Here is a 26559-nt window from a genome sequence, read left to right as displayed (position 1 = left end):
ACTCATGACCTTTACAGCCCATCTCAAATCCTCCGTGTCCACCCTGTTGCGGGGCGCGATCGGTGTCGCCGGCGGCCTGGCCCTGTTCGTCGCCATCGCGGGCGTCCCGGCCGACGCCCTGGCCCAGACCGCCGCACCGGCGGTGCCCGCGCCCATCCAGGGCGAAGGCCCCGCCCTGTGGGTTGTCAAGGATGCGGATTCGACCCTGTATTTGTTCGGCTCGGTCCATGTGCTTCGCCCGACGACCGGCTGGGCCAGCCCCCGCGTCGAGGCCGCCTTCGACAGCGCCTCGGACATCTGGTTCGAGATCAGCAATCCCGACGACCAGGCCGCCATCATGCCGCTGATCCAGCAGCACGGCCTGTCGCCCGAGACACCCCTGTCCAGCCGCCTGACGCCGGAAGAAAACGCCGAACTGGACGCGGCGGCCCAGGCCATGGGCGCCTCGGCCGCCCAGCTTCAGCCGATGAAGCCCTGGCTGGCGGCGCTCAGCCTGTCGGTCGCGCCGCTGATCAAGGCCGGCTACGACCCCAAGTCGGGCGTCGAACTGGTGCTGAAGGCGCGCGCCGAAGCGGCGGGCAAGCCGATCCACGGCTTCGAGACCATCGACAAGCAGATCGGCATCCTGGCCGGCCTTCCCGACGACGTGCAACTGGTCTTCCTGCGCGAGACTCTGAAGGACTACGAGAACGCCGCCACCAAGCTGGATGAAATGGTCGAGGCCTGGGCCCGGGGCGACGTCGCCACGCTGGACCGCGTGACGATCAAGGAAATGAAGGAGGCCTCGCCGGCCCTCTATCAGTCCGTTTTGGTGGATCGGAACACCGACTGGGCCAACCAAATCCAGACGATGCTCGAAGGCTCGGGCACCGCCTTCATCGCCGTCGGCGCCGCCCACCTGACCGGCGACGACAGCGTCCAGGCCATCCTGCAAAAGCGCGGCGTCACCGTCGAAGCGGCGAACTGAGGTCGGAAGGAAGGCGCGGCGGCGACGTCGCGCCTTTGCCGAGAGGCTGGAGCGGGCAGCGGGAATCGAACCCGCACGAAAAGCTTGGGAAGCTTTCAGGCTACCACTACATCATGCCCGCGATGGCCTGAGGCCGGTCTATCTCAAGGCTGGACGGCGCTCAAGGTAAGACCGGACTCTGGGCGCGCGCTTCATTCTCACGCGCATAGCGCTGGGCGATGATGGTGCAGGCGAACAGTTGGATCTGGTGGAACAGCATGATCGGCAGGACGATCAGCGGCACGGCGTGACCGGCGAACAGGATGCCGGCCATCGGGATGCCGGTGGCCATGCTCTTCTTGGAGCCGCAGAACAGGATGACGATCCGGTCGGGCCGATCGAACTTCAGCGCTCGCCCGGCGAATAGGGTCAGGGCCAGGACGATGGCCAGCAGGGCGATGTTCAGGCCGATGACCTTGGCCAGATCCAGCGGCGCGACCTGGGACCAGACGCCGGCGACGACGCCCTCGCTGAAGGCGGCATAGACGATCAGCAGGATGGAGCCGCGGTCGACCAGGCCGGTCAGTTTGGCGTGGCGGGTCAGCCAGTCCTTCAGCAGGGGGCGGCACAGCTGGCCCACGGCGAAGGGAGCCAGGATCTGCAGTCCGATGTCGAGAATGGACTGCAGATGGATGCCGCCGTTGGCGCCGCCGATCAGCAGGGCGACCAGCAACGGCGTTACGATCACGCCCAGCAGGTTCGACAGGCTGGCGCTGGTCAGTGCGCCCGCGACATTGCCGCCGGCGATAGAAGTGAAGGCGATGGACGACTGCACCGTGGACGGCAGCAGGCACAGATAAAGCATCCCCGTCAGCAGATCGGGCTGAAGCGACCCTCGCATCAGAAAGACCAGGCCCAGCCCCAGCAGGGGAAACAGCAGGAACGTCGACAGGAAGACCGTGCCCTGAAGCCGCCAGTGCATCAGGCCGGCCCCGATGGCCGCTGGCGACATTCGCGCGCCATACAGAAAGAACAGCAGGGCGATGGCGGCCTTGACCACCCAATCCATGACCACGGCCGCCTGTCCGCCGGCGGGGAACAGCGCCGCCAGGATCACCATGCCGATCAGGGCCAGCAGATAGCCGTCGATCGGCAGGCGGGACAGGAAACGAGGCATAGACGGCTCAGGCGGCGGCGGGCTGACGCACAGATAGGCGCATCAGCCCCCGCATTGAACCCGCGTCTTCAGGCCCCGGCGCGGTTCTTGACCAGATCGTCCACGACCGACGGGTCGGCCAGGGTCGAGGTGTCGCCCAGCGCGCCGATCTCGTTCTCGGCGATCTTGCGCAGGATTCGGCGCATGATCTTGCCGGACCGGGTCTTGGGCAGGCCCGGCGCCCACTGGATCACGTCGGGGGCGGCGATAGGGCCGATCTCGTGACGGACGTGAGCGACCAGGGCCTTCCTCAGATCCTCGGTCGCCTCGACCCCGTTTTTCAGGGTGACATAGGCGTAGATGCCCTGGCCCTTGATGTCGTGCGGATAGCCGACCACCGCCGCCTCGGCGACATCGTCGTGCAGGACCAGCGCGCTCTCGACCTCGGCCGTACCCATCCGGTGGCCCGAGACATTGATGACGTCGTCCACCCGGCCGGTGATCCAATAGTAGCCGTCCTCGTCACGACGGCAGCCGTCGCCGGTGAAGTAGCGGCCGGGATAGGTCGAGAAATAGGTGTCGAAGAAGCGCTGATCGTCGCCATAGACGGTGCGCATCTGGCCGGGCCAGCTGTCGGTGATGCAAAGATTGCCGGAAACGGCGCCCTCCAGCGGCTGGCCCTCGGCGTCCACGATCTGAAGCTCGACGCCGGGCAGGGGCAGGGTCGCCGATCCGGGCTTCAGGTCGGTGGCGCCGGGCAGGGGGGTGATCAGATGACCGCCCGTCTCGGTCTGCCACCAGGTGTCCACGATGGGGCAACGGCCGTCGCCGACCACCTCGTGATACCAGCGCCAGGCCTCGGGGTTGATCGGCTCTCCCACCGTGCCGAGCAGCCGCAGCGAGGCGCGCGAAGAGGCCTTCACCGGCGCATCGCCCTCGCGCATCAGAGCGCGCAGGGCCGTCGGCGCGGTGTAGAAGATCTCGACCTTGTGCTTGTCCACCACCTGCCAGAAGCGGCCGGCGTCGGGATAGTTGGGCACGCCCTCGAACATCAGTGTCGTCGCCGCATTCGCGAGCGGCCCATAGACCATGTAGGAATGGCCCGTGACCCAGCCCACGTCGGCGGTGCACCAGAAGACCTCGCCGGGGCGATAGTCGAAGACGATCTCGTGCGTCCAGGCGGCCCAGAACAGATAGCCGCCCGTGGTGTGCAGCACGCCCTTGGGCTTACCCGTCGAGCCGGAGGTGTAGAGGATGAACAGCGGATCCTCGGCGTTCATCGGCTCGGGCGGGCAGTCGGCGTCGGCCTTGGCGGCTTCCAGCCCATAGTCGAAGTCGCGGCCCGCGATCATCGGCACGTCGGCGCCGGTGCGGCGGATGACCAGGACGGTGTCGACCTTCACCTTCGTCAGGGCCTCGTCGACATTGGCCTTCAGCGGAATGTGCTTGCCGCCGCGCAGACCTTCGTCGGCGGTGATAACCAGGTTGGAACCGCAGTCCTCGATCCGGCCGCACAGGCTGTCGGGCGAGAAGCCGCCGAAGACGACCGAATGCACCGCGCCGATCCGCGCACAGGCCAGCATGGCGTAGGCGGCCTCGGGGATCATGGGCAGATACAGGGTGATCCGGTCGCCCTTTTTGGCCCCATGCGCCTTCAGCACATTGGCCATGCGGCACACCTCGGCGTGCAGTTCACCGAAGGTGATGTGGCGGCTGTCGGCGGGATCGTCGCCTTCCCAGATGATCGCCGTCTCGTCCTTGCGGTGGGGCAGGTGACGGTCGATGCAGTTGGCCGAGACGTTCAGGACGCCGTCCTCGAACCAGCGGATGCGGAAATCTTCCTTGTTGAAGGAGACGTCCTTGATCCGGGTCGGCGGTGTGATCCAGTCCAGACGTCTGGCCTGTTCGGCCCAGAAGGCGTCCGGCGTCTCTCGCGCGGCGATCCGCGCCGCCTCGTACGCCTCCTGGTCCATGTGTGCCTTTTTGGCCCAGTCGGCGGGGACGGGATAGAGGGCGGGATCAGGCACGCGAGACGTCTCCGGCATCACATCAGAATCCGTATTTGGCGAACAGGATCAGTCGGGTCATGTCGCCGCTGGCGCCGGTTTCGATCTCGCGGTCTGCGAACATCAGCTCGGCCCCGACATCAAACGCCGTAACCGGCGACCAGATCAAGTTGGCGTGGAAGCTCTGGGCCGAACGGTTGGCGGCCAGGCCCGTGAAGGCCAGGTCGTTGTCCACCTTCTGCGCCGACCAGATCAGGCTGGAACGCCAGCCGGGCGCCCAGACGTGGCGATAGGCGGCGAAGCCGGCGACGACGCCGATCGCATCCAGATCGCCCGAGCCGTTCAGCACCGCGTCGTTGGAGAAGTTCAGACCGACATAGCGACCGATGCCCTCGCCGCCCGTCACCATCAGGCGCAGGTCGTCCTTGGCGCCGACCTTGATCTTGGTCGAGGCCGACAGGCCCCAGCCGGTCGCGGTGGAGTCGATGTTTGTCGAGGGATTCTGGTATTTCAGCTGACGCAGCAGGCCGGCGATCTGGAAGTCGCCCCAGGGCTTGGACACCGCGTAGCGGGCGGTGAAGTCCGGCAGGGTGCTGTCGTCGGCGACGATGCGCGCGCCGCCGCCAAACGGGGTCACCGTCGTCTCGGGGTTCTCGACCGAGACCGAGAAGGAACCGCGCGTGTAGCGGACCTGGACCTGACGGGCGAAGACCGTGCCTTCGGCCGCGCCGATGAAGTCGGCGGACTCGGGCAGGACGGCGGTGTTCTGGAAGTTGGTCCACTCCTGGCCGATCAGCCAGTTGTCGATGGTGATGAAGGCGCGACGCAGGGCCGGGTTGGCCGGGCTGGTGGTGCGCTGATCGCCGGCGCCGGGCAGGGTCTGGAAGTCCATCTCCATCCGCGTGCCGATCTTGTGACCGCCGACCATGCCGTCGGAGGTCAGCCAGAACCGGGTCTGTCGGGCGTTGAAGTCGGTCGCCGTATCCTCATCGGCGCCGCCGATGGGGATGGAGCCGGGAATGTGGAATTCACGCAGCGCGTCGCCATTGACCGGATCGCCGCCCGAGTAGCGGGTGGCGTAGGCGTCCACCTTGACGAAGCCGCCGAACTTGACCGTGTGGTCGCCGATGCGGAAGCCTTCGCCGGGTGCGGCCGGCGCCGACGTCTGCTGGGTCGGGGCGGGCGCGGCGGGGCGGGTCTCCAGGCGGATGATGTCCTGCTGTTGCGCCGCCTGCTGGGTTCGGGCGGCGACGACCTCGGACTTCAGGGCGTTCAACTGGGCTTCGAGCTGAGCGATGCGCGCCTCAAGCGCGGCCTGGTCCTGGGCCGAGGCCAGGCTGGGCGTCGCCATCAGCGCAACGGCGGCGACTCCCGCCATCAGGCTTTTCGTGATCATGATGAACCTCCCGCGCCCGTCTCGCGCGGGCGTCCCTTTGACGACCCTTCCGCCTCAGGCCTCGGTGAGCCATTGGCCATTGGTCTAATTTCGACCAAAGTCGAACCGCGCCATGATGGCGACGACGCGGCCGGTCAGACGCCGCGCACGGAAGGACGCCCATGGATCGCATCGTCGTCGCCGACGACCATCCCCTGTTTCGCGCCGCCCTGCGCTCGGCCGTCGACAAGGCGGCGCCGGGCGCGGAGGTGGTGGAATGCGCCAGCCTGGCCGAGGCCCGGGCCGCGATGGTCGCGGGGCCCGTCGATCTGTTGCTGCTGGATCTGAAGCTGTCGGACAGCGAAGGGATGGCGGGGCTCGCCGCCGTGCGGGCCGAGCAGCCGACTGTGCCGGTGGCGGTGGTGTCGGCCAGCGAGGATGCGCCGGTGGTGCGCCACGCTCTGGGTCTGGGCGCCGCCGGCTTCATTCCCAAGTCTTCGTCGCTGCCGCAGATGGTCGAGGCGATCGCCGCCATTCTGGCCGGCGACAGCTGGGCGCCGGATGTGCCCGAGGCCGACGATGATCTGGCCGGCCGCGTGGCCAGTCTGACGCCGTCGCAGCTGCGCATCCTGGAAGGGTTGAAGGCCGGTCGGCTCAACAAGCAGATCGCCTTCGACCTGGGCGTGTCCGAAGCCACTATCAAGGCGCATCTGACCAGCGTGTTCCGCAAGTTGGGCGTCCAGAACCGAACCCAGGCGGTGATCCTGGCCAAGTCGCTGGACCCGGCCTAACGCGCCAACCCCTAGCTCGACAGGAAGGCCTTTAGCGCCGCCGGCTTGATCGGCTTGGGCAGAAGGACAGCGCCGGCCGCCGTCGCCTGTTCGTTCAGCCCGTCGCGGGTGTCGGCGGTGACCAGGGCGATGCGGCGCACGCCCTGGGGCCGCAGCCAGTCGATGACAGCGAACCCTTCGGGCCCGTCGCCCAGATGCAGATCGACCACGGCGGCGTCGAACGGCCCTTGCGCCGCCTTGGCCGCCTCGACGCTGGCGACCAGCGTAGGCCGCGCGCCCCAGCGGGTGAGCAGGGCGTTCAGCGCGTCCAGGATCACCGGCTCATTGTCCACGCACAGCACGCGCAGGCCCGCCAGCGGCAGGCGCGCCTCGCGCGCTGGCGGAACCTCGGCGGGCAGATCGGCTGCGCTGCGCGGCACGGTGATCCGGAAGGTCGTGCCGCGCCCCACACGCGAGCTCAGCTCCAGCGGGTGATCGAGCAGGCTGGACAGGCGGCGCACGATGGCCAGACCCAGGCCAGCGCCCGGTTCGTCGACGGCGCCCGGCAGACGCACGAACTCGCCGAAGACGGTTTCGTGTTCGGTGTCGGGAATGCCGCGTCCCGTGTCGCAGACGAACAGCTCCACGGTCTCGCCGCGCCGACGCGCCCCGACAAGCACCCGGCCGGCATCCGTATAGCGGATGGCGTTGGCCACCAGATTCTGCAGCATGGAACGCAGGAGGTCACGGTCGGACGCGACCCACAAACCGCTGGACATCACGGTCAGGTCCAGACCCTTGGCCTCGGCCACGGGCGCGAACTCCCGGCGCAGTTCGTCGAACAGGCCGCCCAGCGACAGCCGCGCGACATTGGTCCGCACGCCGCCGGCCTCCAGCTTGGACAGATTCAGCAGGGCGGTCAGCAGACGGTGGGCGCTGTCGATGGCGCGGTCCGCGTTGACGGCCAGGGTGCGGCTGGTCGCGTCTTCCAGCGCCGGCTCCTCCTTCAAAGCCGCGATAAACAGGCGGGCGGCGTGCAGCGGTTGCAGCAGGTCGTGGCTGGCGGCGGCCAGGAACCGGGTCTTGGAGGCCGTGGCGTCTTCGGCGACGCGCCGGGCCTCATCCAGCCGGGCGGTGCGGTCCGCAACGCGCGCCTCCAGCCGTTCGTTAGCCTCCTCCAGCTCGCGCGCGGCTTGCCGCAGGGCGGTGATGTCGGTGTAGCTGGTGGCGTAGCCGCCGCCGGGGATCGGCGCGCCCGAGGAGCGCAGCACCCGGCCGTCGGGCTGCTGGCGTTCGTGGTCGTGGGGGATGCGGCGGCTCAGCGCCTCCAGCCGGCGCTCGACCCAGGCCTCGATGTCATCGGGGCTCTCGCCGCGCTCGGCGTTCAGGCGATAGATGACGGCGATGGGCAGGCCGACGTGGACGAAGCCGGCCGGCAGGTCGAACATGGCGACGTAGCGCCGGTTCCAGGCGGTGACACGCAGATCCTCGTCCACCACGATCACGCCCTGGTCGATGTTGTCGAGCGTGGTCTGCAACAGGTCGCGGTTGAACTGGACGGCCTGGGACGCCTCGTCCAGCATCCGCACCACGTCCTCGGGCGCGCGCCCGACGCCGGCCAGCGCCGCGGCGATGACCCGACGGGCAGAGGCCGCGCCGATGGCGCCGGCCAGCATCCGTTCGGCGGCGCGCGCCAGGGCTGCATCGGCCGGGTCGGCGTCGCGGAGCTTTGTGTCGGTCTCATCGCCCCAGGCGGTGAAGGCGCGCTCGGCCCGTTCGTCGCCGATGAAGCGGGCGACCAGGGCGCGCAGATCGCCGACCGAGGCGCCCGACGGCGCGGGCCGGGCCTCCATCCAGTCCGGTCCCAGCCGATCCACGAAGGCGCGCGCCTGAACCCGGTCGATCAAGCGGGGCTGAGCGAAGCGCGATACGCCGACATACACCGCCAGGTTCAGCGCCAGGCTGACGAAGACGCCGAGCGCTAGCGGATCCTTGACACCCATCATGACGTGCAGGTGCCAGGGCGCGCCGGGCGACAGCTGCGGCAGGGCCAGCATGACGATCCAGACGCCCATGCCGACCGTCATGCCCGCCAGCGCCCCCTGCGCATGGCCGCCCCGCCAGAGGACTGCGCCGAACAGGGCCGGCGCCAGCTGGGCCATCGCCGCGAAGGACACCAGCCCCATGGCCGCCAGGCCGCGCGACTGATCCGTCGCCTGGTAATAGAGCCAGGCCAGCAAGAGGACCGCGACAATGGCCCCCCGCCTGACCTGAAGGATGGTCCCCGCCATGTCCGAGGCGTCGCCGCGCACCCGCCAACGCTCGCGCGCCAGGAAGGGCAGGATCAGGCTGTTGGACACCATGGCCGACAGGGCGACGGCCTCGACGATGACCATGGCGGTGGCGGCGGAAAAGCCGCCGACGAAGACCACGGCCGTCAGCAGGGTCTCGCCGCGCTGAAACGGAAGGGCCAGCACCAGCAGGTCCGGATTCACCGAGGGCGCGAACAGGGCGCCCGCCGCCACCAGCGGCAGGATCGCCAGACTGGTCAGCAGCAAATAAAGAGGAAAGATCCAGCGCGCCCGCTTCACGTCCGACGGCTGGGCGCCCTCGACGAAGGCGACGTGGAACTGGCGCGGCAGGCAGAAGATGGCCAGGGTGGACAGCAGGGTGATGGCGGTGAAGCGCGGCGTGACCTCGGGCGGCGCGGCCAGGGCGCCCAGGCCCTCAATGATGCGCGGGGGCGAGCCTTCGTTCAGCAGCAGGACCAGGGCGAAGACGGCGACGAACAGCAGGGCACCCAGCTTGACCATCGACTCCAGACCGATGGCCTGGATCAGGCCGCGATTGTGCTCGGTCAGGTCGGGACGACGGGCGCCGAACAGGATGGCGAAGAAGGCCAGCACCCCGGCCAGCACCAGGACCGTCAGAGCCTCGGACCCCGCAACCGGCGTGCCGGCGGTCAGCAGGGCGCCGGCCATCGACAGCGACTTCAGCTGCAGAGCGATATAGGGCAGCGACCCAAGGATGGCGACGACGGTGACGGCGGCGCCTAAGGTCTGGCTCTTGCCGTAACGCGAGGCCACGAAGTCGGCCATGGAGCCCACGTTCTCGCGCCGGGCGGCCGCCGCTATCCGGCGCCACAGCGGAAACAGCAACGTCAGGCCGATCACCGGGCCGATGTAGATGGGCAGATACTCCCACCCGTCGCGCGCCGCCGTGCCGACCGCGCCGTAATAGGTCCAGGAGGTGCAGTAGATGGCCAACGAAAGGGCGTAGACCGACGGCCCCAGCCCCTTGCCGCGCGCGCGCGCCGACGGCCGTTCCTGCGACCAGGCGACGGCGAACAGCACCGCCATATAGGCTGCGACCAGGCCGAGGATCGTCAGGCTGAACATCGGGGCATCTGAACCGGGCACGGGGTGTTTCACAAGCGAAAGGCGGGCCGTCTTGCGACGACCCGCCCATCATTCCGCCTGAAAGCAGGATCAGGCGTTCAGATCGACGTCCTTGCCTTCCTTGACCAGCAGGAAGCCCAGAACGACCGTCCCCAGGGCCACCACGATCGGGTACCAGAGGCCGGAGTAGATATTGCCGGTCGCCGCCACGATGGCGAAGGCGGTGGTCGGCAGGAAGCCGCCGAACCAGCCGTTGCCGATGTGATAGGGCAGGGACATGGAGGTGTAGCGGATATTGGTCGGGAACATCTCGACCAGGGCCGCCGCGATCGGTCCGTAGACCATGGTCACATAGAAGCCGAGGATGAACAGGATCAGCACCACCATCGGCTTGTTGACCAGGGCGCTGTCGGCCTTGGCCGGATAGCCGGCGGCGGTCAGGGCCTCGCCCAGGCTCTTGTCCCAGGTCTTCTTCTGGGCCGCGAAGTCGGCCGGGGCCATGGCGTCGCCCCGGAAGCTGGGGATGACGGCCTGATCGCCGATACGCACCTCGGCGACCGTGCCTGCCGGCGCCGCGACGTTGGTGTAGGTCACGCCCGCCTTGGCCAGATAGGATTTGGCCACGTCGCAGGAGTGGTTGAACACCGTCTTGCCCACCGGATCGAACTGAAGGTTACAATCGGCCGGATCGGCGTAGACCGTGACCGGCGCCGAGGCGGCGGCGGCGGCCAGTTTCGGATTGGCGGCCTGGGTCAGGGCGTTGAACAGCGGGAAATAGGTCAGGGCCGCGATCAGGCAGCCGGCCAGGATGATCGGCTTGCGCCCCACCTTGTCCGACAGCCAGCCCCAGAAGATGAAGAAGGGCGAGGCGGCGAGAAGCGCGATGGTCAGCAGCACATAGACCAGGGTGGCGTCGAGCTTCATGACCCGTTCCAGGAAGAACAGGGCGTAGAACTGACCGGTGTACCAGATGACGGCCTGACCGGCGGTGAGGCCCAGCAGGGCGATCAGCACCAGCTTCAGGTTGGGCCATTTGCCGAAGCTGTCCTTCAGCGGGGTCTTGGAGCCCTTGCCCTCGGCCTTCATCCGCTTGAACGACGGGCTTTCGGCCAGTTTCAGGCGGATCCACAAGGACACGCCCAACAGCAGGATCGAGACCAGGAACGGAATGCGCCAGCCCCAGGCGGCGAAGGCCTCTTCGCCGACCGTATAGCGGACGCTCAGGATGACCAGCAGGCTGAGCACCAGTCCGGCGGTCGCCGTGATCTGGATGAAGGAGGTGTAGTAGCCGCGCTTGCCCTGCGGGGCGTGCTCGGCGACGTAGGTGGCGGCGCCGCCGTATTCGCCGCCCAGGGCCAGGCCCTGGATCAGGCGCATCAGCACCAGGATGATGGGCGCGGCGATGCCGATGACCGCATAAGGCGGCAACAGGCCGACGACGAAGGTCGACAGACCCATCAGCAGCATGGTGACGAGGAAGGTGTTCTTGCGCCCCCAAAGATCGCCCAGCCGCCCGAAGACGATGGCGCCGAAGGGCCGCACCGCAAAGCCGGCGGCGAAGGCCATCAGGGCGAAGATGTAGCCGGTCGTCTCGTTGACGCCCGAGAAGAACTGGACGGTGATGATCGCCGCCAGAGAGCCGTAGAGATAGAAGTCGTACCACTCGATGACGGTGCCGACCGATGAGGCGAGGATGACCAGGCGATCGCTGCGATCGACGGTGTGCTCCTCTCCTCCGGACGCAAGGGGTGCGTCGGTTGCCATGATCCATTTCCTCCCGTGTCGCCGTTATCGGCCGTTCTGCACATCCTTCAGGATGCGTGGACGCCGACATTGACCGAGAGCGGGGCGGGTGGAGAGAGCGACTTTGGTCGAGGATCGCCGGTCGCCAAGGCGACCTTGGGGTCGAGGATCCCCGCTCGCCCAGGGCAATCAGCCGTCGATGGAGATGACCGGACCGAGCTTGGGTTGCGCCTTGCCGCGACGGGCGCTGCGACGCTTTAACCAGCTGCGGATGCGGGTCTGGATCGGATTGTCGATCGCGAAGTGGAAGGCGAAGGCGAAGGCGACGGCCGCCATGACGCCCAGGCCCCACAGGCCCCATTGAACGAAGAGGGGCAAGCCGACGCGCGCCTCGACGGCGTTGACCACGCCGAACCAGACGATGCGGACCACCTCGTTGGAGATGAACATGGAGAAGGAGACCATGGCGGCGGTCTCGACCCACTTCGAGGGCTTGGTCACCGGCAAGGCGCCGGCGGCCAGGATGATGATCGAGATCAGGGTCAGGGCGACAAGGGCGTACTTGTCGTGAAGCTGAAGCGCGAAGAAGCCGACGGCGGCCAGCACCCCTGCCCAGCCGGCCAGGCGCGGCGCGACCCAGACCTTCTGGGCGAACCAGGCCAGGCACATGCCCAGGAAGAACAGCGGCAGGGCGCGGATGATGCCGTAGCGCATCGGCATCTGATAGACGGGATAGCCGAGGAACGACCAGCACAGCTGGTTGGCGACCAGATAGACGCCGACGCCGACGGCCAGGGCCGACCACGGACCCAGACGCATCAGGCCGCGAATGATCCAGGGAAAGGCCAGATAGCAGCCGATCAGGGCCGAGATCGACCAGGTCGGGGCGTTCCAGCCCAGGCCGCCGTACACGCCGTAGGACTGAAGCAGCAGCAGTTGGGCCGGCAGCTGGTCCCAGGCGAACCATTCGGGATTGCGGGGCGGCGAGCCGGCGGCGGTGGCCAGCAGCACGAAGCCGACCAGCGAAAGCCCCATGATCAGATGCGCGGGCACGACGCGGAGGAACCGCTTCAGGAAGAAGTCGCCCGGCGACATCCGACCCTTGTCCACCGCCGCGCCATAGACGCGCATCAGCACATAGCCGCTGTCGATCAGGAAGAAGTTGGTCAGCAGGAAGCCGCCGCGTTCGAAGATCGGATTGATTAGGTGGGCGAGCGGTTCGGGACCGGCGGCCTGGAAATGATGTAGGATGATCAGGAAGGCCACGATGAAACGCAGCGCGTCCAGCCAGCCGCCGCGCGCGATCTGAACTGTCTCATTGCGGGTCGAAATCAGGGACCAGGGCATCGTCAACGCCTCCTTTGACCCCTCTACCGCAAGCTGCGGGCCAGTTCGCCTGTCAGGCGAAGATCAGCCCCGCACCAGCCGAAGGAATTCCTCGCGGGTGCGGGGGTCGTCGCGGACCACGCCGATCAGGTGGCTGGTCGACAGGCTGGCGCCGGGCGCATTGACGCCGCGCAGGGTCATGCAGCTGTGCTCGGCCTCGATGACCACGCCGACGCCGTGGGGGCGCAGGACAGTCTGGATGGCCTCGGCGATCTCGGAGGTCATCTTCTCCTGGATCTGAAGGCGCCGCGCGAAGCCGCGCACGACCCGGGCCAGTTTGGAGATGCCGACGACGCGGTCCGTCGGCAGATAGGCGACGTGCGCCTTGCCTACGACCGGCAGCATATGGTGCTCGCAGAAGCTGACGAAGCGGATGTCCTTCAGCACGACCAGCTGGTCGTAGCCGCCCGTCTCTTCGAAGGTCTTCTCCAGATAGGAGAGCGGATCGACCTCATAGCCTTGGAAAAGCTCGCGGTAGCTCTTGGCGACGCGGGCGGGGGTTTCCAGCAGACCTTCGCGGTCCGGATTGTCGCCGGCCCATTCGATCAGGGTGCGGACGGCGGCTTCGGCGTCGGCCTGGGAGACTTTGGAGGCGGGGGCGTCGGTCATGGCGGCCTAGATAGCGGAGCGCTTGAGGGAAGGGGAGGGGCGAGCCGCCACATTACGAGGCAGGCGCGCGTTCAGACGGCGAAGTCGGAAAAAGAGAGTCTAATTCGTCTAATTCGTCTGAAGTCGAATGGATGGCGCTCCCCAAGGCGAAGGCGGGGACGTCGGCATCGAAGCGGCGCCGTTCAAGGCCGAACGCGAGATTTTTCCGTGGTCAGGTCTGGACGAAGACGCGTCTGGTTAGCGGCCTGTTAACCATCCTGTCGGCATTTTCTGCCCAGTAGTTGCTGGAGTGGGCCGATGAACGGCGCGGAAGTTCTGGACGTCGGGCGCGACGCCATCTGGCTGACGATCCAGCTGTGCCTGCCGGTGCTTCTGGTCGGCCTGGTCGTGGGCGTGGTGATCGGCCTGTTTCAGGCCCTGACGCAGATCCAGGAACAGACCCTGATCTATGCGCCCAAGATCATCGCCATCTTCGTTTCGCTGATCCTGTTCCTGCCGCTGATGGGCGCCCTGTTGGGCGGCTTCATGCGCCAGATCGCGGCCCGCATCGCGGGGATGTAGTGGACGCTTATGCGACCGCCGATCAGGTCTGGGCCGGGGGGCTGATCTTCGCCCGGATCGCGGCGATCCTGATGCTGATCCCCGGCTTTGGCGAGGCCTATGTGCCCCCGCGCGTGCGACTGTCGCTGGCGCTGGTCATCGGTCTGGCGCTGTGGCCGGTGGTGCGCGATTCGCTGCCGGGCCTGCCGGACAGCATGGGGCTGATGGTCGGATGGATCATCCGCGAGGTGGTCGTCGGCCTGATGATCGGTCTTCTGCTGCGCATGTTCATGAGCGCCCTGGCGACGGCGGGCGAGATCGTGTCGCTGCAGACGACGCTGAGCTTCGCCCAGACCGCCAATCCGATGCAGGCCCAGCCGGGTTCGACCATCGCCGCCTTCCTGGCCCTGCTGGGGGTGACGCTGCTGTTCGCCACCGACACCCACCACCTGTTCATCGCCGGCATGGTGGGATCGTATCGGCTGATCTCGCCGGCCCAGCCGCTGATGATGGCCGACTTCACCCAGATGGCGGTGCGGACCCTGGGCGACAGCTTCCTGCTGGGCGTGCAGTTGTCGGCGCCCGTGCTGGTCTTCGCCTTGATCTTCAACCTGGCGTCCGGCCTGGTGGCGCGGGTCATGCCGTCGTTCCAGGTCTATTTCGCCGCCGCGCCCCTGAGCGTCATCTTGGGCCTGTCGATCTTCGCGCTGAGCCTGGGTGCGCTCGGCACCCTCTTCATCGACCGCTACCGCCGTCTGGCGGAGTATTTCGTGCTGGGAGGCCCTGGTGGCTGAAGGCGCGGATCCCGAGTCGAAAACCGAAGAGGCGACCCCGCGAAAGCTTGAGGACGCCCGAAAGAAGGGCGATGCGGCCAAGTCGCCCGACGTCGCACAGGTGCTGTCGCTGGCGGGGGCGGCGGCGGTGATCCTGATGGGGGGCGGCTGGTTCGCCTCGTCCATCGCCGAACAGATGCTGCCCTTCATCGCCGCCCCGCACGAGATGCTGGGGGTGCTGAACTCGGGCGCGGGCAATCAGATCATGGTGCGCGCCGTCTGGGCCGTGGCGCCCTTTCTGGGAGCCGTCATGCTGGCGACCATTCTGGGCGGGGTCGGGGGCAATGTCGCCCAGTCCGGCCTGATCTTCACCGCCGAAAAGCTGAAGCCCAAATGGTCGGCGGTCAGTCCGATGCAGGGGTTCAAGCGCATCTTCGGCCCCGATGGCCTGGCGCAGTTCGTCAAGACCTTCCTGAAGCTGATCGCCGTCTGCGCGGTGTGCTGGATGGTGTTGAAGCCGCACCTGCGCGAGTTCGAGAACATGGCCTCGCTCAGCCCGCTGGCGATCCTGCCGCTGGCGCGCGACATGGCCATCTCGCTGTTCGTGGCCTCGATCATCCTGTTGGGGGCGACGGCCGGGGCCGACTTCATCTGGCAGAAGATGCGCTTCGCCAAGCGGATGCGCATGACCAAGGAAGAGCTGAAGGAAGACTTCAAACAGTCCGAAGGCGACCCGCACATCAAGGCCAAGCTGAAGCAGATCCGCATGCAGCGCAGCCGCCAGCGGATGATGGCCAATGTGCCCAAGGCCACCGTCATCGTGACCAACCCGACCCACTATTCGGTCGCCCTGCGCTATGAGCCGGATCAGGGCGACGGGGCGCCGGTCTGCGTCGCCAAAGGCGTGGACGCCCTGGCCCTGCGCATCCGCGAAGTGGCGACCGAGCACGGCGTGCCGATCGTCGAGAATGTGCCGCTGGCGCGGGCCCTGTACGCCACCGTCGAGGTGGACGAGGTCATTCCGCGCGAACATTTCGACGCCGCCGCCAAGATCATCGGCTTCGTCTTCCAGTCCCGCAAGCGCCGGTAAGGCGGCGTCAGGATTTGGGCGTATGATCGCAACACTGATTCGCGAGGCTGTATGACGTCCACCCGCCGCCCTTCGTTAGACCTGTTGTCCGGCGTGATGGCGTTCGGCGTCGTGGCGGCGATCGCGGCCCTGGCCTATCCGGCGTTTCGCGCCAACCCGACCTCGGCGCCGGGACTGGTGCTGATCCTGACCGTGGGCGCGATCGCCCTCATCGGTCTGTTCGGCTTCCGCCGGGCGGCGGAGGCCAAGCCGAGCAGCGACGCGGCCATCGAGGTCTTGGACGCCATGGCCGAACCGGCGGCGCTGGTCTGGGATTCAGGGCAGATCCTGGCCTTCAACGCCGCCTGGTCTGAGGCCAATGGCGCGACCGGCGCCCTGCCGCGCGGCAAGTCGGCGCAAGCGCTGTACATGGCCTTCGCCCAGGCGCGCAAAGGCGAGCCGGGCCGCGCCATCGTCATGATCGGACAGCGCGAGGTCGAGGTCGTCATCGGCCAGATCGGCGATGGAAAGACCGGCGAGGGCAGGTTCCTGATGCGCGCGGCGCCGGACGCCGTCCTGCCCATCGCCGCCGCGCCCGTCCACACGCCAGCCGCCGCGGCGACCGGCGAGGCGCGGGCCATGGCCGCCGGGGCGCCGTTCGGCTCGGCCGTGATCGGCGGCGAAGACCTGTTTTCCGGCCGGGCGGAAGAGGCCAATCCGGCGCTGGCGGTCCTGACCGGACCGGGCGCGGCGCGCGATGCGGCCTTTGGGCACCTGTTCGATCCGGGCGGTATCGCCGAGGCGCGGCTGAAGCTGGCGGGCGGATCATCGGGGCCGATCGAACTGGTCGCGCGGGCTCACCCCGACAAGATGCTGCATCTGTATGTGGCGCCCGAGGGCGACAAGCGACGCATCTGGCTGTTCGACGTCTCGGGCCAGAAGTCGATGGAGCTCCAGCTCAACCAGGCCCAGAAGATGCAGGCCGTGGGCCAGCTGGCCGGGGGCGTGGCGCACGACTTCAACAATCTGCTGACGGCGATCCAGCTTCAGCTGTCGGGTCTTTTGGAACGGCACCCGGTGGGCGATCCTTCGTACGAGGGGCTGAACGAGATTCGCCAGACGGCCATTCGCGCGGCCGATCTGGTGCGCAAACTGCTGGCCTTCTCGCGCAAGTCCACGGTGCGGCGCGAGCGGCTGGACCTTGGCGAACTGGTGGGCGAATTCGCCATCCTGCTGCGGCGGCTGCTGCGCGAGGATGTGCGGCTGGAGACCGACTACGGACGCGACCTGCCGATCGTGCTGGCCGACAAGTCTCAGCTGGAGACTGCGGTGATGAACCTGGCCGTCAACGCGCGCGACGCCATGCGCGGCGTGGTCGAGCCGGGGGCCGGCGTCGTCACCATCGCCACGCGCCGCCTGACGGGCGACGAGGCGCGGGCCCTGGGCTGGGTCGATGCGACAACGGACGAGGTGGCCCTGATCGAGGTGTCGGACACCGGACCCGGCGTGCCGCCCGAACTGGCGGACAAGATCTTCGAACCCTTCTTCACCACCAAGGCGGTGAACGAGGGCACCGGCATGGGCCTGGCCACCGTCTATGGCATCGTGCAGCAGGCGGGGGGGCACATCACCGTCAGCAATATCGAGGGGGCTGGAGCCGCCTTCCGCATCTTCCTGCCGGCGGCGGGCGAGGCGGAGCTGGCCGAGGTTCAGCCGGTCGAGGTCAAGGCCAAGGCGCCGCGCGACCTGTCGGGCGCCGGCCGCATCCTGTTCGTCGAGGACGAGGACGCCGTGCGCGGCATTGCCGCCCGGCTGCTGCGTCAGCGGGGCTACGAGGTCATAGAGGCCGCCGACGGCGAGGAGGCTCTGCTGCTGGCCGAGGAACACGCCGGCCAGATCGACATGATGATCTCGGACGTCATCATGCCGGGGCTGGATGGGCCGTCCTTGCTGAAGAAGGCGCGCAAATATCTGGGCGACGCGCCCGTCATGTTCATCTCGGGCTATGCCGAGAGCGACTTCTCGGACCTGCTACAGGACGAGACAGGCGTGTCCTTCCTACCCAAGCCGCTGGACATCAAGACGCTGGCGGAACGAGTGAAGCAGGAACTGCACGCGGGCTGAGTCGGCCGCGTGAAGGGCGGGGTCAGGCGGCGCGGCGAAGGGCCGAGGGGGCCTTCACATAGAGACCTTTGCGGCCATTGACGGCGCGGAAGGCGACCGTTTCGCCCTCCAGGTTCTCGTCAGCGCCCAGAAACAGGCAGCCGTCATCGACGAGGCGGCGTTCCAGTCCGTCCAGCAGCCGGGCGCGTCGTGACGGCTCCATGTCGGACAGGACGTTGCGGCAGAAGATGACGTCGAAGCGCGCATCGTCGGTCGGTTCGTCCAGCAGATTGGCGCGACCGAAACGAACGGCGTCGGCCAGCTCCGCCTTGACCATCCACTGATCATCCATCGGCTCGAACCAGCGCAGCATGGTCTTGGCCGTCAGCCCGCGCTGGATCTCGAACCCGGTGTAGAGGCCCGAGCGCGCCTTTTCGATCGCGCGCTGCGACAGATCCGTGGCGACCAGATCGACCGAAACGCCCAGCTCCAGCCCGGTCATGGCGATGGACCAGGCTTCCTGACCCGTCGAGCAGCCGGCCGACCAGATCTTGATCCGCCCGTCGGGCCGCGCCTTGGACAGGGCCGGCAGCAGTTCGGTTTCGAGAATGCGGAAAGGGGTGCGGTCGCGACGGAACCAGGTCTCGGCGTTCAGCAGGGCCTCGATCACCGACCAGGCCAGCGAGGCGACCGGATTGGCCCACAGGTTCGTCAGCAGGGCCTCGACGTTGGCGTAGCCCTCGCGCCGCGCGATCGGACCCAGCCGGTGTTCGGCCAAATGCATGCGATCCCGCGACAGCCGATAGCCGGCGCGGGTGGCGAGGAGCGACTGCAGCTTGTCGAAGTCCTCTGGCGTCATGCGGCGATCGCTCCGACCTCCGTCAACTTGGATTGCAGGATTTCGCCGTCGAACGGCTTCATCACATAGTCGTCGGCGCCGGCGGCCAGGGCTTCGGCGATCCGCTCGGGGCGGGTCTCGATCGTGCAGAACAGCACCTTGGGTTGCTTGCCGCCCGGCATGGCGCGCAGGCGACGCAGGAAGGTGATCCCGTCCATCACGGGCATGTTCCAGTCCACCAGCAGGACGTCGGGCATGGCGCCGGTGCAATAGGCCAAGGCCTCTGAGCCGTCCGCCGCCTCGTCGACCTCATAGCCCAGGCCCTCGACGATGCGACGCGCAACCTTGCGGATGATGCGGCTGTCGTCGACGATCAGGCAGGTTCGGAAGTCCAAGGTCGATCCCTCAATGACACGACGGCTTTCGCCCGAGGCGCATGGACTGTTTTTATCTCAAACGCCAGTTAATGAGTCGTTTGGAAACGCCTCAGGCAGGCATTCGCACGACCAGTGCGACCTTTCCGTCTTCAACCTTGACGCGTAGAGCGCCGCCGGCCTCGTTTACGGTCAGCCACAGCCAGTAGGGCTGAATCCACTGACCGGCCAGGCCCTCGACCAGGCGTTCGCCGGCCAGACCCGTCACGGCCTCGGGCTTCAGCCGGGCGCGGGCGCCCTCGGCGAAACCTTCCAGATAGAGCAGGCCGTTTTCCACCCGCGACTGAATGGTCGCGACGCCGCCCATCGGCAGGGCGCCGACCGTCAGATAGGCGAGGTTGGTCAGGGCGCGGGCTTGAGGCTTGGTGAACTCGCCGTCGGGGATGCGCCAGTCCAGCGAGGCGCGGCCGCCCTGGACCATGCCGGACACCAGGCCTTCGATCTCGCGGGCGGTGAACTTTTCGCTGGTGGTGGCGGCGCCGAAGGCGACGCGGGCGAAGTGAACCAGGGCGACCATCTTCCTGGCGCTCTGTTCGATCAGGGCCAGGGCGTCGTCGCGCATGTCCTGAGCCGTCGGGTCCTGCATCAGGTCCAGGCCGGAGACGATGGCGCCCGACGGGCTGATGAAGTCATGGCACAGCTTGGCCGCGATATAGGTCGCCAACTCGGTCCCATCGACCGGAAGGTCCAGCGGAGCGGCGTCTGTGTCGTGGGGGGAGGTCATGATGTCTGGCGCGCTCAGGTCACAGTTCGTGTCGCGCGCGAAGTTGACGTGATTTGCCGGTTCATGGAACCGCCCGGATGGTCTATCGACCCGCCAATGACGACCTCCTCCACACCTGCTCTTGAGCGCGATCTGACGTCCGGCGCGCTGTCCCTGGCCATCGCCGAGATCGCAGAGGAGGCCGCGCGGCTGATCCTGCCCTATTGGCGCGCAGGCACGGCGGTCGAGACCAAGTCCGACGACAGCCCGGTGACGCAGGCCGACAGGGCGGCCGAGGCTCTGATTCTGGAACGGCTGGCGGCCCTGTATCCGGGCGTGCAGACGGTGGCGGAGGAAGCCGTGTCGGCCGATGGCGCGCCCGAGGCGGCCGAGGACTGGTTCTGGCTGATCGATCCATTGGACGGCACGCGCGGCTTCGTGCGCGGCGGTGAGGCCTTCACCGTCAATATCGCCCTGATCCATGACGGCTATCCGGTCGCGGGCGTGGTGACGGCGCCGGCGACGGCGACGACCTGGCGCACCGACAAGCCCGAGGGCGGCGCCTTGCGGCGTCAGTTCGGCGCCCTTCAGGCCGGCGAGGCCCATTCGGGCGAGGACTGGCGTCCGATCCGGGTGCGTGACCGGCCGCAGGAAGGCATGGCCCTGCTGAGCCACAGCGTCACCGACGAAGAGGCGACGCGTCTGGCCGCCCGTCACGGCTGTTCGCGCTGGCAGGGCACGGATTCGTCGCTGAAATTCTGCCTGATCGCCGAGGGCCGGTTCGACGCCTATCCGCGCACGGGTCCGACCTCGGAATGGGACACCGCAGCGGGCCAGGCGGTGCTGGAAGCCGCCGGAGGCCGGGTGCTGGCCGATGACGGGCAGCGGATGGCCTATGGCAAGACGCGGTTCCTGAACGGCGCCTTCGTCGCCATGGGCGGCTGAGGTCTAGGCCCTCAGAAGCGCCTCGGCGCGGTCGGCAAGGGCGTCGACGCCCATTTCACGCGCCGTCATCGCCGCCTCGCCCAGGATCAGCCCCAGATCGGTCGGGACGACGCCGCCCAGCCGATGCCGCGCCAACAGGATCTCGGCCATGCCGATCTGATCGGCGGCCCAGTCGAGCGGCGTCGCCGTCGCCATGCGAGCCCGCAACCGGGTCTCCAGCGTCATCAGGGCGGTCAGGTTCTTGACCGCTTCGGCCAAGGCGACCTCACGCGTGATGCGCCGCTCGCGCGCCAGGGCGCCGATGATCAGTTCGCCGCCCTGCGTCAGGGCTTCGGCCTGGCTGAGCAGCATCAGCGGCTGGGCGTCGTCGCCGACGCGCAGCACCTGGATCGCGGCCCAGTCCAGCGGGCTGTGATCCGGCGTGAACTGATCGGCGGCGGCGTCGAACATGATCCGCCCCTGGTTGTGGGCCTCGTCATGCCCCGCGATGGCGGCCAGGGCCGACAGTCCGGCGCCGCACAGAGCCAGGGCGCGGGCGCGTGTCAGGGGGCGATGGTCGGGAGATGCGGCCTCGACCAAAGCGCCCAGATCGCGGCCGGCCTGATCCAGCAGATGCACATCGCGCTGGACCACGCCCATTTCCAACGACAGGGCCGCGCGATCCATACGCAGATCCATGTCGTCGGCGTCGTCCCTGCGCACCGCCTCATCCATCAAGGCGGCCGCCTGATGAAGGCGGGCGATGTCGCCGCTCAGCCGGGCCGTGCGGACCGTCAGCCGGGCGTGAAGCGCGGCCATGCCGACCGCGATGCGTCGGCTGCGCGGCTGTCCGACCGCCGCAAGGGTCGTCGCCGCGCGGCTCAGACGGGCGGGATCGCCGCACAGATCAAAGCGCAGCATCAGCACCGCCGCCTTGGCCATGGCCGCCCTCGCGATCTGATCCTCGCCCACGGCTGACCGCGCCAGACTGTCGGCGCAGCGTTCGGCGCGGTCCAGACTGTCGGCGGCGCCGGTGCGCCGGGCGTGTTCGCGCCACAGGGCGCAGGCGCGGTTTTCGGTCTCGAAGGGGCGGGCGCAGGAGACGCGTCCGGCGTCCGTGGCCTCGCGTCTCGCCTCGGCGCGCAGCAGATCCGCGCCGATCAGTTCGACCCAGCCCAGGTCTTCGCTCTCTCGCGCCTGGGCGAAGAGTTTTCGAAGATCACGGCCGAATTCGAACATGCTGGACCTCGGTTATCCCGCTTCGGGACGCAGACTGCGTCACCTGCGGCGTCCAATGCAAACGCAGCGCCGGGAATGCGGTTCGGCTTGGCCTTGGCGCGAAAATCGTCAGTCCAGATTCGGCGTCTTCTGCTGACAGCGTTGCAGGGCCGCCCGAGCCTGGGCGGCATCGGCGCTCAGCTGCCGCACCGCAGTGATCCGCGCCCGCGTCTGATCCGCCTCGGCGACCGAGGCGCGCTTTCCGGCCGCCGTGCCCGCCTGCATCGCCGCCAGCGACCAGTAGAGGGCGGCGTCGTACAGCCGACGCCCCTGCGCGCTCTCGCCGCCTTCCAGCTCCGACGCCGCCTGCGTCAGGCCCGCGCAGCGCACGGCCTCGTCATAGGAGACCAGCCCCGCAGCAGGGGCGGCCTGCAGCATGACGACGGTGCTGGCGAGGGCGACGAGTGACATGGACCTAGAATGGCTCAGCCGCGTGACCAAAGGAAGTCGTTTGGCGCGATCCTCAGCCGCGTTCCTTCGTCTTGGTGAAGGCGATCTTGGGGAAGCGTTCGCCGACATAGCCGGTTTCCCAGCTCGACTTGGCCAGGAAGACCGGGGCCTGGTCGATGTCGCGCGCCATCTGCGGGCGGTATTTGCCGCTGAAGTCCTCGACGTCCGCGTCGGAGCCGTCCGAGCCCGGAGCGATCCAGCGCGCCTCGGCGTAGGGGCTCGGTTCGAAGACGACGTCCAGGCCGTACTCCTCGCCCAGACGGTCGGCCATGACCTCGAACTGCAGTTGGCCCACGGCGCCGACGATGAAGTCCGAGCCGATTTCGGGACGGAACAGCTGGGTCACGCCTTCCTCGGCCAGACCTTCCAGCGCCTTCTTCAGGTGTTTGGCCTTCAACGGATCCTTGACCCGCACCCTTTGCAGGATTTCCGGCGCGAAGTTCGGCAGGCCGGCGAAACGGACCACGCCGCTCTCCGACAGGCTGTCGCCGACGCGCAGCACGCCGTGGTTCGGAATGCCGATCACGTCGCCGGCGAAGGCGTCGTCGGCCAGTTCGCGGTCCGAGGCAAAGAACATGATCGGCGCATTGACTGACAACGACTTGCCGGTGTTCTGCACCTTCAGCTTCATGCCGCGCTTGAAGGCGCCCGACGCCATGCGGAACATGGCGATCCGGTCGCGGTGGTTGGGGTCCATGTTCGCCTGGACCTTGAAGACGAAGCCGGTGACTTCGTTGGATCCCGGTTCGACCTCGGTCTCGACGGGGGCGGGGGCGTTGCGGGTCTCGGGTGGAGATTCCTTCTTCGCCTTCATCACCTTGGGCGCCGGGGCCCAGTCGCCGATGGCCTTCAGCAGTTCGTCGATGCCGAAGTGGCGAAGCGCGGATCCCCACAGCACCGGCGTCATGTGACCCTCAAGGAAGGCCTGACGGTCAAAGGCCGGATAGCCGCCCTCGACCAGTTCGACGGCCTCGGCGAGGTCAGCCTGCTCGCCCGCCTCGAAATACTGAGCCGCCTGGTCCAGCGGCAGGGCGGGGGGGTGTTCGGGATCCTCGGCCGACCCGGCGGCCTTGCGGGTATAGGGCTGGAACCGGCCGGTCCCGACCTCGACCATGCCGCGCAGGCGATTGCCGCTCTCGGCCGGCCACCAGATCGGGGCGGGGTCCAGCTGAAGGCGTGACGCGATGTCGTCCAGCAGAGCCATCGGGTCCTGGGCCTCGCGGTCCAGCTTGTTGATGAAGGTGATGATCGGGATGTCGCGCAGGCGGCAGACCTCGAACAGCTTCAGCGTCTGCGGCTCGATCCCCTTGGCGGCGTCCAGCACCATGATGGCGCAGTCGGCGGCGGTCAGAGTACGATAGGTGTCCTCGGAGAAGTCCTCGTGCCCCGGCGTATCGAGCAGGTTGAACATCTTGCCGTCGTGCTCGAACGTCATGACCGAGGCCGAGACCGAGATGCCCCGCTCCTTTTCGATCTTCATCCAGTCCGAACGGGTCCGCCGGTTCTCGCCGCGCGCCCGCACCGCGCCGGCCGCGCGAATGGCGCCGCCGGCCAACAGAATGTGCTCGGTCAGGGTCGTCTTGCCCGCATCCGGGTGGGCGATGATGGCGAAGGTCCGGCGGCGTGCCGCTTCTTCAGGCAGGGTCAAGGAAGACATGGCGCGCGACTAACCCGCCGCGCGCCGAAAGTCACTCGCTGGCGGGAGATGGGGCGGATTCAGGCTGTGTTTGCGGAGGGGTTTCCGGCTCCGGCTCGCTGATCTGTGGCGCTTCGGCGTCTTGTGTGATTTCCGGCAAGGCCTGGCCCTTCTCGATAGCGGCGATCATGCCGCTGGCGACTATGGAGGCGGGGCCCCCGTGGGGGTTGTTGGCCACGGGCTTCAACACCGCGATCGCCTCTTCCGACTTGCCGGTCTTCACCAAGGCGCCGGCATAGGGGAAACGCACCGCAGCCAGCTGAGGGGCGCGATCCAGCGCCAGGCCCAAGGTCAGCAGATCGTTGTCATTGGGATAGCCGGGCTGAGTCCGACGGAGTTCGGACAGCAGCATCAGAGTGCGATAGTCGTTCTGACCCGCTGCATAGGCGCGAGAGAGATAGCCACGCGCCTGGATGCGCATCGCCTGAGCCTGGTCGTCGTCGTCGGCTTCGCGGGCCTGTTTGAGCCGCTCCTGCGCCAAGAACTGCAAGGCCTCGATATGGTCCGGATCGATTTCCAGCAGGCGTTGAAGTGCACGTTCGCCGGCGGGGCGATCGCCGAAATGGAGACCGGCATGGCCGGCGGCGAGCAAGGCCAATGGATCGTCGCCATGCCGGGCCGCCAATCTGGCCACTTCCTCGCCCAGCGCAGCGCGATCGCCATTAGGTACGCCGATCTTGAGTCTTTGGTTGATCAGCAACAGATCGTCCGCCGTCGGTGAAAGCCTTTCCACGGAGACGTCGGCCGTTGGGAACTGACCGCTTATCTTTGTGATGCTCAGTCGCTCTCGGGTGTAGCGCCTGAGACTTGCGCGCAGTTGTTCCAGCGTCATGCCCGTCGCCTGCTGCATCGCGGCGACAGAATCCTGGCCCTGGGCGACCGCCGTCAAATAGTTCTGCAACTGCTGCTGACGCTCCGGGGTGGCGTAGAACCAATGCGTCAGCAGCCACGCGACGGGATAATATGTTGCGCGCTGGCTTGATGTGCGAACTTCGCCTGGCCGTTTCGTGAGTAGAACATCTAGCGGGAGCCAGCTCTCCGCCATGATCCAGTAGGCGCGATTTTGATTGTAGCCGCCGAGCACGACCTCGCGGTCACGAACGTCGATGTCCGCCGTGGCGTAATATTCAGCGAAGCCTTCGACAAACCACGCGGGATAGGAACCGGGGAAATTTCCCAGCATGAAGTGATGCGCATATTCATGCATCAGCACCTCGTCGCCCGAAACTCCGTTCCCGTCGCCGCGAATGGCGACAGCGAAAATGTCTTCTTCCGTCGGAAAGTAGGTGCCGACGACATTTTCTCCGCTCTGCGGATGGACGCGCTGAAGCCCGCTTCTGCTGCGCACCAAGTAGATCGGCAGCTTTCTGGGTGGTTCCGTCGTGATCGCCACGCCAGACCTGAACTGCATCACGCGGTCGAACATCTCCAACTTCTGGACGTAGTCGCGCAGGGCGCGCTCGCCGCCGTCGCTGTAGACGATGAAGCGTTCGCTTTCGGCACGCAGCCAGTCGGCCCGCGCCGGCTGAGCCATTACGGCAAACACAATCGATCCCAACGCCGCAATGGCGCAGGTTACCAACTTCGAACTCATACAATCAGTCCCGAACATCCCTTGAGGGCGAAGGTGCAACTTCCACGCGCCAACGTCCAGCCGATTGGTCCACGTAAATAACCCCTCGTCAGGAGGGGCTATCGGAGTCATGCTCGGTTCTGGAGGAGACGATCAGGCCGTCAGAGTCCGACGCTCCCCTCCCGGATCGATCCGGGATCATAGGGAAAGGAAAAAGACGATGGCTGTCATCCATCCTCAAGACCGTATCGCCCATGCGCCGCGTGAGCGGGCGCCGCTGCATCCGGCGGTTGGGCTGGTCGTCGGCTTCGGCTTTATCGTAGCCGTGGCGACGCTGGTCCATGTGGTGTTCAACGCCGTCCTCTGACGGCGTTTCAGGTCGCGATCAGGCAGCCATACGGTTCCAGACGGCGCGGTCCGCAGAGACGGCGTCGAGGCGACGGCCCTTGGCCTGAAGCTGGCGCATCACCTGTTCGGGCAGGGTGCAGAAACGCGGCTCGACCAGGTCGGGATTGCAGGCGGCGGCGGGCGCGGCGAAAAGGGCGGCGTTCACGTCCGGGCTGCGCTCGGCGATCAGCCAGGCCAGACGACGGGCGCGTTCGGGATCGTTGCGATGAAGCAGCGGGTCCTCGGCGAACAGCTCGCAGCCCAGTTCAAGCAGATAGTCCAGACCCAGCTTCTCGAACCGGCGCGCGTCGGCGGGCGTGACCGGGCAGGCCTCGTCCAGATCGAACACGACGTCGTTCAGAAGAAACAGCATGGGCGAGACGCTCGACTGACCGGACGCGA

Annotated in this window: 23 protein-coding genes and 1 tRNA gene; 8 read left to right on the top strand and 16 right to left on the bottom strand. The window is 67.4% G+C overall.

Translation table 11 applies throughout. The features are described from left to right. Nucleotides 1-4: 4 nt before the first annotated feature. Nucleotides 5-967 (top strand): TraB/GumN family protein, encoded by a 963-nt coding sequence (locus LG306_RS00215; protein ID WP_404416913.1) that lies wholly within the window; start codon nucleotides 5-7, stop codon nucleotides 965-967. Between the two features lie 47 nt (nucleotides 968-1014). Here LG306_RS00215 and LG306_RS00210 read toward each other — a convergent pair. The 4 genes from LG306_RS00210 to LG306_RS00195 form a co-directional block, all read right to left on the bottom strand. Continuing rightward, nucleotides 1015-1088: transfer RNA gene (locus tag LG306_RS00210), tRNA-Gly, on the bottom strand. Between the two features lie 39 nt (nucleotides 1089-1127). Continuing rightward, nucleotides 1128-2123, bottom strand: a complete 996-nt coding sequence (locus LG306_RS00205; RefSeq protein ID WP_404416910.1) for a bile acid:sodium symporter family protein — start codon at nucleotides 2121-2123, stop codon at nucleotides 1128-1130. Nucleotides 2124-2191: 68 nt separating this feature from the next. Then, entirely contained in the window at nucleotides 2192-4147 is a 1956-nt protein-coding gene (gene acs, locus LG306_RS00200; RefSeq protein WP_404416907.1) for an acetate--CoA ligase, read from the bottom strand. Between the two features lie 4 nt (nucleotides 4148-4151). Further along, complete coding sequence (locus tag LG306_RS00195) at nucleotides 4152-5504, bottom strand: DcaP family trimeric outer membrane transporter (protein ID WP_404416904.1); 1353 nt, start codon at nucleotides 5502-5504, stop codon at nucleotides 4152-4154. Nucleotides 5505-5665: 161 nt separating this feature from the next. Between LG306_RS00195 and LG306_RS00190 the strand changes: the two genes are divergently transcribed. Further along, nucleotides 5666-6274, top strand: a complete 609-nt coding sequence (locus tag LG306_RS00190) for a response regulator transcription factor (protein ID WP_269219996.1) — start codon at nucleotides 5666-5668, stop codon at nucleotides 6272-6274. 11 nt (nucleotides 6275-6285) lie between these two features. Here the strand turns inward: LG306_RS00190 and LG306_RS00185 are convergent, their stop codons facing one another. The 4 genes from LG306_RS00185 to folE all read right to left on the bottom strand — a co-directional run bounded on the left by LG306_RS00185 (nucleotide 6286) and on the right by folE (nucleotide 13389). Beyond that, entirely contained in the window at nucleotides 6286-9672 is a 3387-nt protein-coding gene (locus LG306_RS00185) for a PAS-domain containing protein (protein WP_404416901.1), read from the bottom strand. Between the two features lie 69 nt (nucleotides 9673-9741). Next, nucleotides 9742-11415 (bottom strand): MFS transporter, encoded by a 1674-nt coding sequence (locus LG306_RS00180; RefSeq protein ID WP_404416898.1) that lies wholly within the window; start codon nucleotides 11413-11415, stop codon nucleotides 9742-9744. A gap of 168 nt (nucleotides 11416-11583) precedes the next feature. Continuing rightward, entirely contained in the window at nucleotides 11584-12741 is a 1158-nt protein-coding gene (locus LG306_RS00175) for an acyltransferase family protein (protein ID WP_404416896.1), read from the bottom strand. A gap of 63 nt (nucleotides 12742-12804) precedes the next feature. After that, the gene (gene folE / locus LG306_RS00170; protein ID WP_017505640.1) at nucleotides 12805-13389 is read right to left on the bottom strand and encodes a GTP cyclohydrolase I FolE; all 585 of its coding nucleotides are present in this window, start codon (nucleotides 13387-13389) and stop codon (nucleotides 12805-12807) included. Nucleotides 13390-13686: 297 nt separating this feature from the next. Between folE and fliQ the strand changes: the two genes are divergently transcribed. Genes fliQ through cckA form a run of 4 tightly spaced genes read left to right on the top strand, consistent with a single transcriptional unit; the run spans nucleotide 13687 to nucleotide 17895 of the window. Continuing rightward, nucleotides 13687-13950, top strand: a complete 264-nt coding sequence (fliQ, locus tag LG306_RS00165) for a flagellar biosynthesis protein FliQ (RefSeq protein ID WP_017505641.1) — start codon at nucleotides 13687-13689, stop codon at nucleotides 13948-13950. Further along, on the top strand, nucleotides 13950-14723 hold the full coding sequence (fliR, locus tag LG306_RS00160) for a flagellar biosynthetic protein FliR (protein ID WP_404416892.1): 774 nt from the start codon (nucleotides 13950-13952) through the stop codon (nucleotides 14721-14723). Before fliQ ends, fliR begins: the two co-directional genes overlap by 1 nt. Next, a complete protein-coding gene (gene flhB / locus LG306_RS00155) occupies nucleotides 14716-15792 on the top strand; it encodes a flagellar biosynthesis protein FlhB (protein ID WP_404416889.1) in 1077 nt (358 codons plus the stop codon). The genes fliR and flhB overlap by 8 nt, the downstream gene beginning before the upstream one ends. Before the next feature lie 51 nt (nucleotides 15793-15843). Continuing rightward, nucleotides 15844-17895 carry a cell cycle histidine kinase CckA gene (cckA, locus tag LG306_RS00150; RefSeq protein WP_404416887.1) on the top strand — a complete coding sequence of 684 codons (2052 nt, stop codon included), beginning with the start codon at nucleotides 15844-15846 and terminating at the stop codon, nucleotides 17893-17895. Nucleotides 17896-17917: 22 nt separating this feature from the next. Here the strand turns inward: cckA and LG306_RS00145 are convergent, their stop codons facing one another. From LG306_RS00145 to chpT, 3 genes are all read right to left on the bottom strand, one after another. Continuing rightward, the gene (locus tag LG306_RS00145; RefSeq protein ID WP_404416884.1) at nucleotides 17918-18733 is read right to left on the bottom strand and encodes a CheR family methyltransferase; all 816 of its coding nucleotides are present in this window, start codon (nucleotides 18731-18733) and stop codon (nucleotides 17918-17920) included. Then, a complete protein-coding gene (locus LG306_RS00140) occupies nucleotides 18730-19107 on the bottom strand; it encodes a response regulator (RefSeq protein WP_017505646.1) in 378 nt (125 codons plus the stop codon). Before LG306_RS00140 ends, LG306_RS00145 begins: the two co-directional genes overlap by 4 nt. 91 nt (nucleotides 19108-19198) lie before the next feature. Then, nucleotides 19199-19870 (bottom strand): histidine phosphotransferase ChpT, encoded by a 672-nt coding sequence (gene chpT, locus LG306_RS00135; protein ID WP_404416880.1) that lies wholly within the window; start codon nucleotides 19868-19870, stop codon nucleotides 19199-19201. A 96-nt stretch (nucleotides 19871-19966) separates the two neighbouring features. On the opposite strand from chpT, the gene cysQ reads away from it, so the two are divergent. Beyond that, nucleotides 19967-20794, top strand: coding sequence for a 3'(2'),5'-bisphosphate nucleotidase CysQ (gene cysQ / locus LG306_RS00130; protein ID WP_404416877.1), 828 nt, complete (start codon nucleotides 19967-19969; stop codon nucleotides 20792-20794). Nucleotides 20795-20797: 3 nt separating this feature from the next. On the opposite strand, the gene LG306_RS00125 is transcribed toward cysQ, so the two are convergent. From LG306_RS00125 to LG306_RS00110, 4 genes are all read right to left on the bottom strand, one after another. After that, complete coding sequence (locus LG306_RS00125; protein ID WP_404416875.1) at nucleotides 20798-22012, bottom strand: hypothetical protein; 1215 nt, start codon at nucleotides 22010-22012, stop codon at nucleotides 20798-20800. A gap of 108 nt (nucleotides 22013-22120) precedes the next feature. Further along, a complete protein-coding gene (locus LG306_RS00120; RefSeq protein ID WP_205681799.1) occupies nucleotides 22121-22462 on the bottom strand; it encodes a hypothetical protein in 342 nt (113 codons plus the stop codon). 52 nt (nucleotides 22463-22514) lie between these two features. Beyond that, entirely contained in the window at nucleotides 22515-24158 is a 1644-nt protein-coding gene (locus LG306_RS00115) for a peptide chain release factor 3 (protein ID WP_404416873.1), read from the bottom strand. A 31-nt stretch (nucleotides 24159-24189) separates the two neighbouring features. Continuing rightward, nucleotides 24190-25902: a tetratricopeptide repeat protein gene (locus LG306_RS00110; protein ID WP_404416870.1), complete on the bottom strand. Its 1713-nt coding sequence runs from the start codon at nucleotides 25900-25902 to the stop codon at nucleotides 24190-24192. 88 nt (nucleotides 25903-25990) lie between these two features. On the opposite strand from LG306_RS00110, the gene LG306_RS00105 reads away from it, so the two are divergent. After that, nucleotides 25991-26137, top strand: coding sequence for a hypothetical protein (locus tag LG306_RS00105; RefSeq protein WP_167334160.1), 147 nt, complete (start codon nucleotides 25991-25993; stop codon nucleotides 26135-26137). Between the two features lie 18 nt (nucleotides 26138-26155). Here LG306_RS00105 and LG306_RS00100 read toward each other — a convergent pair whose 3' ends face one another. After that, the gene (locus LG306_RS00100; RefSeq protein WP_404416867.1) at nucleotides 26156-26530 is read right to left on the bottom strand and encodes a hypothetical protein; all 375 of its coding nucleotides are present in this window, start codon (nucleotides 26528-26530) and stop codon (nucleotides 26156-26158) included. Between the last annotated feature and the right edge of the window lie 29 nt (nucleotides 26531-26559).

The organism is Brevundimonas vesicularis, assembly GCF_044807075.1.
GTDB classification, from domain to species: Bacteria; Pseudomonadota; Alphaproteobacteria; order Caulobacterales; family Caulobacteraceae; genus Brevundimonas; species Brevundimonas vesicularis_G.
This window is presented reverse-complemented; position numbering and strand designations above follow the sequence as displayed.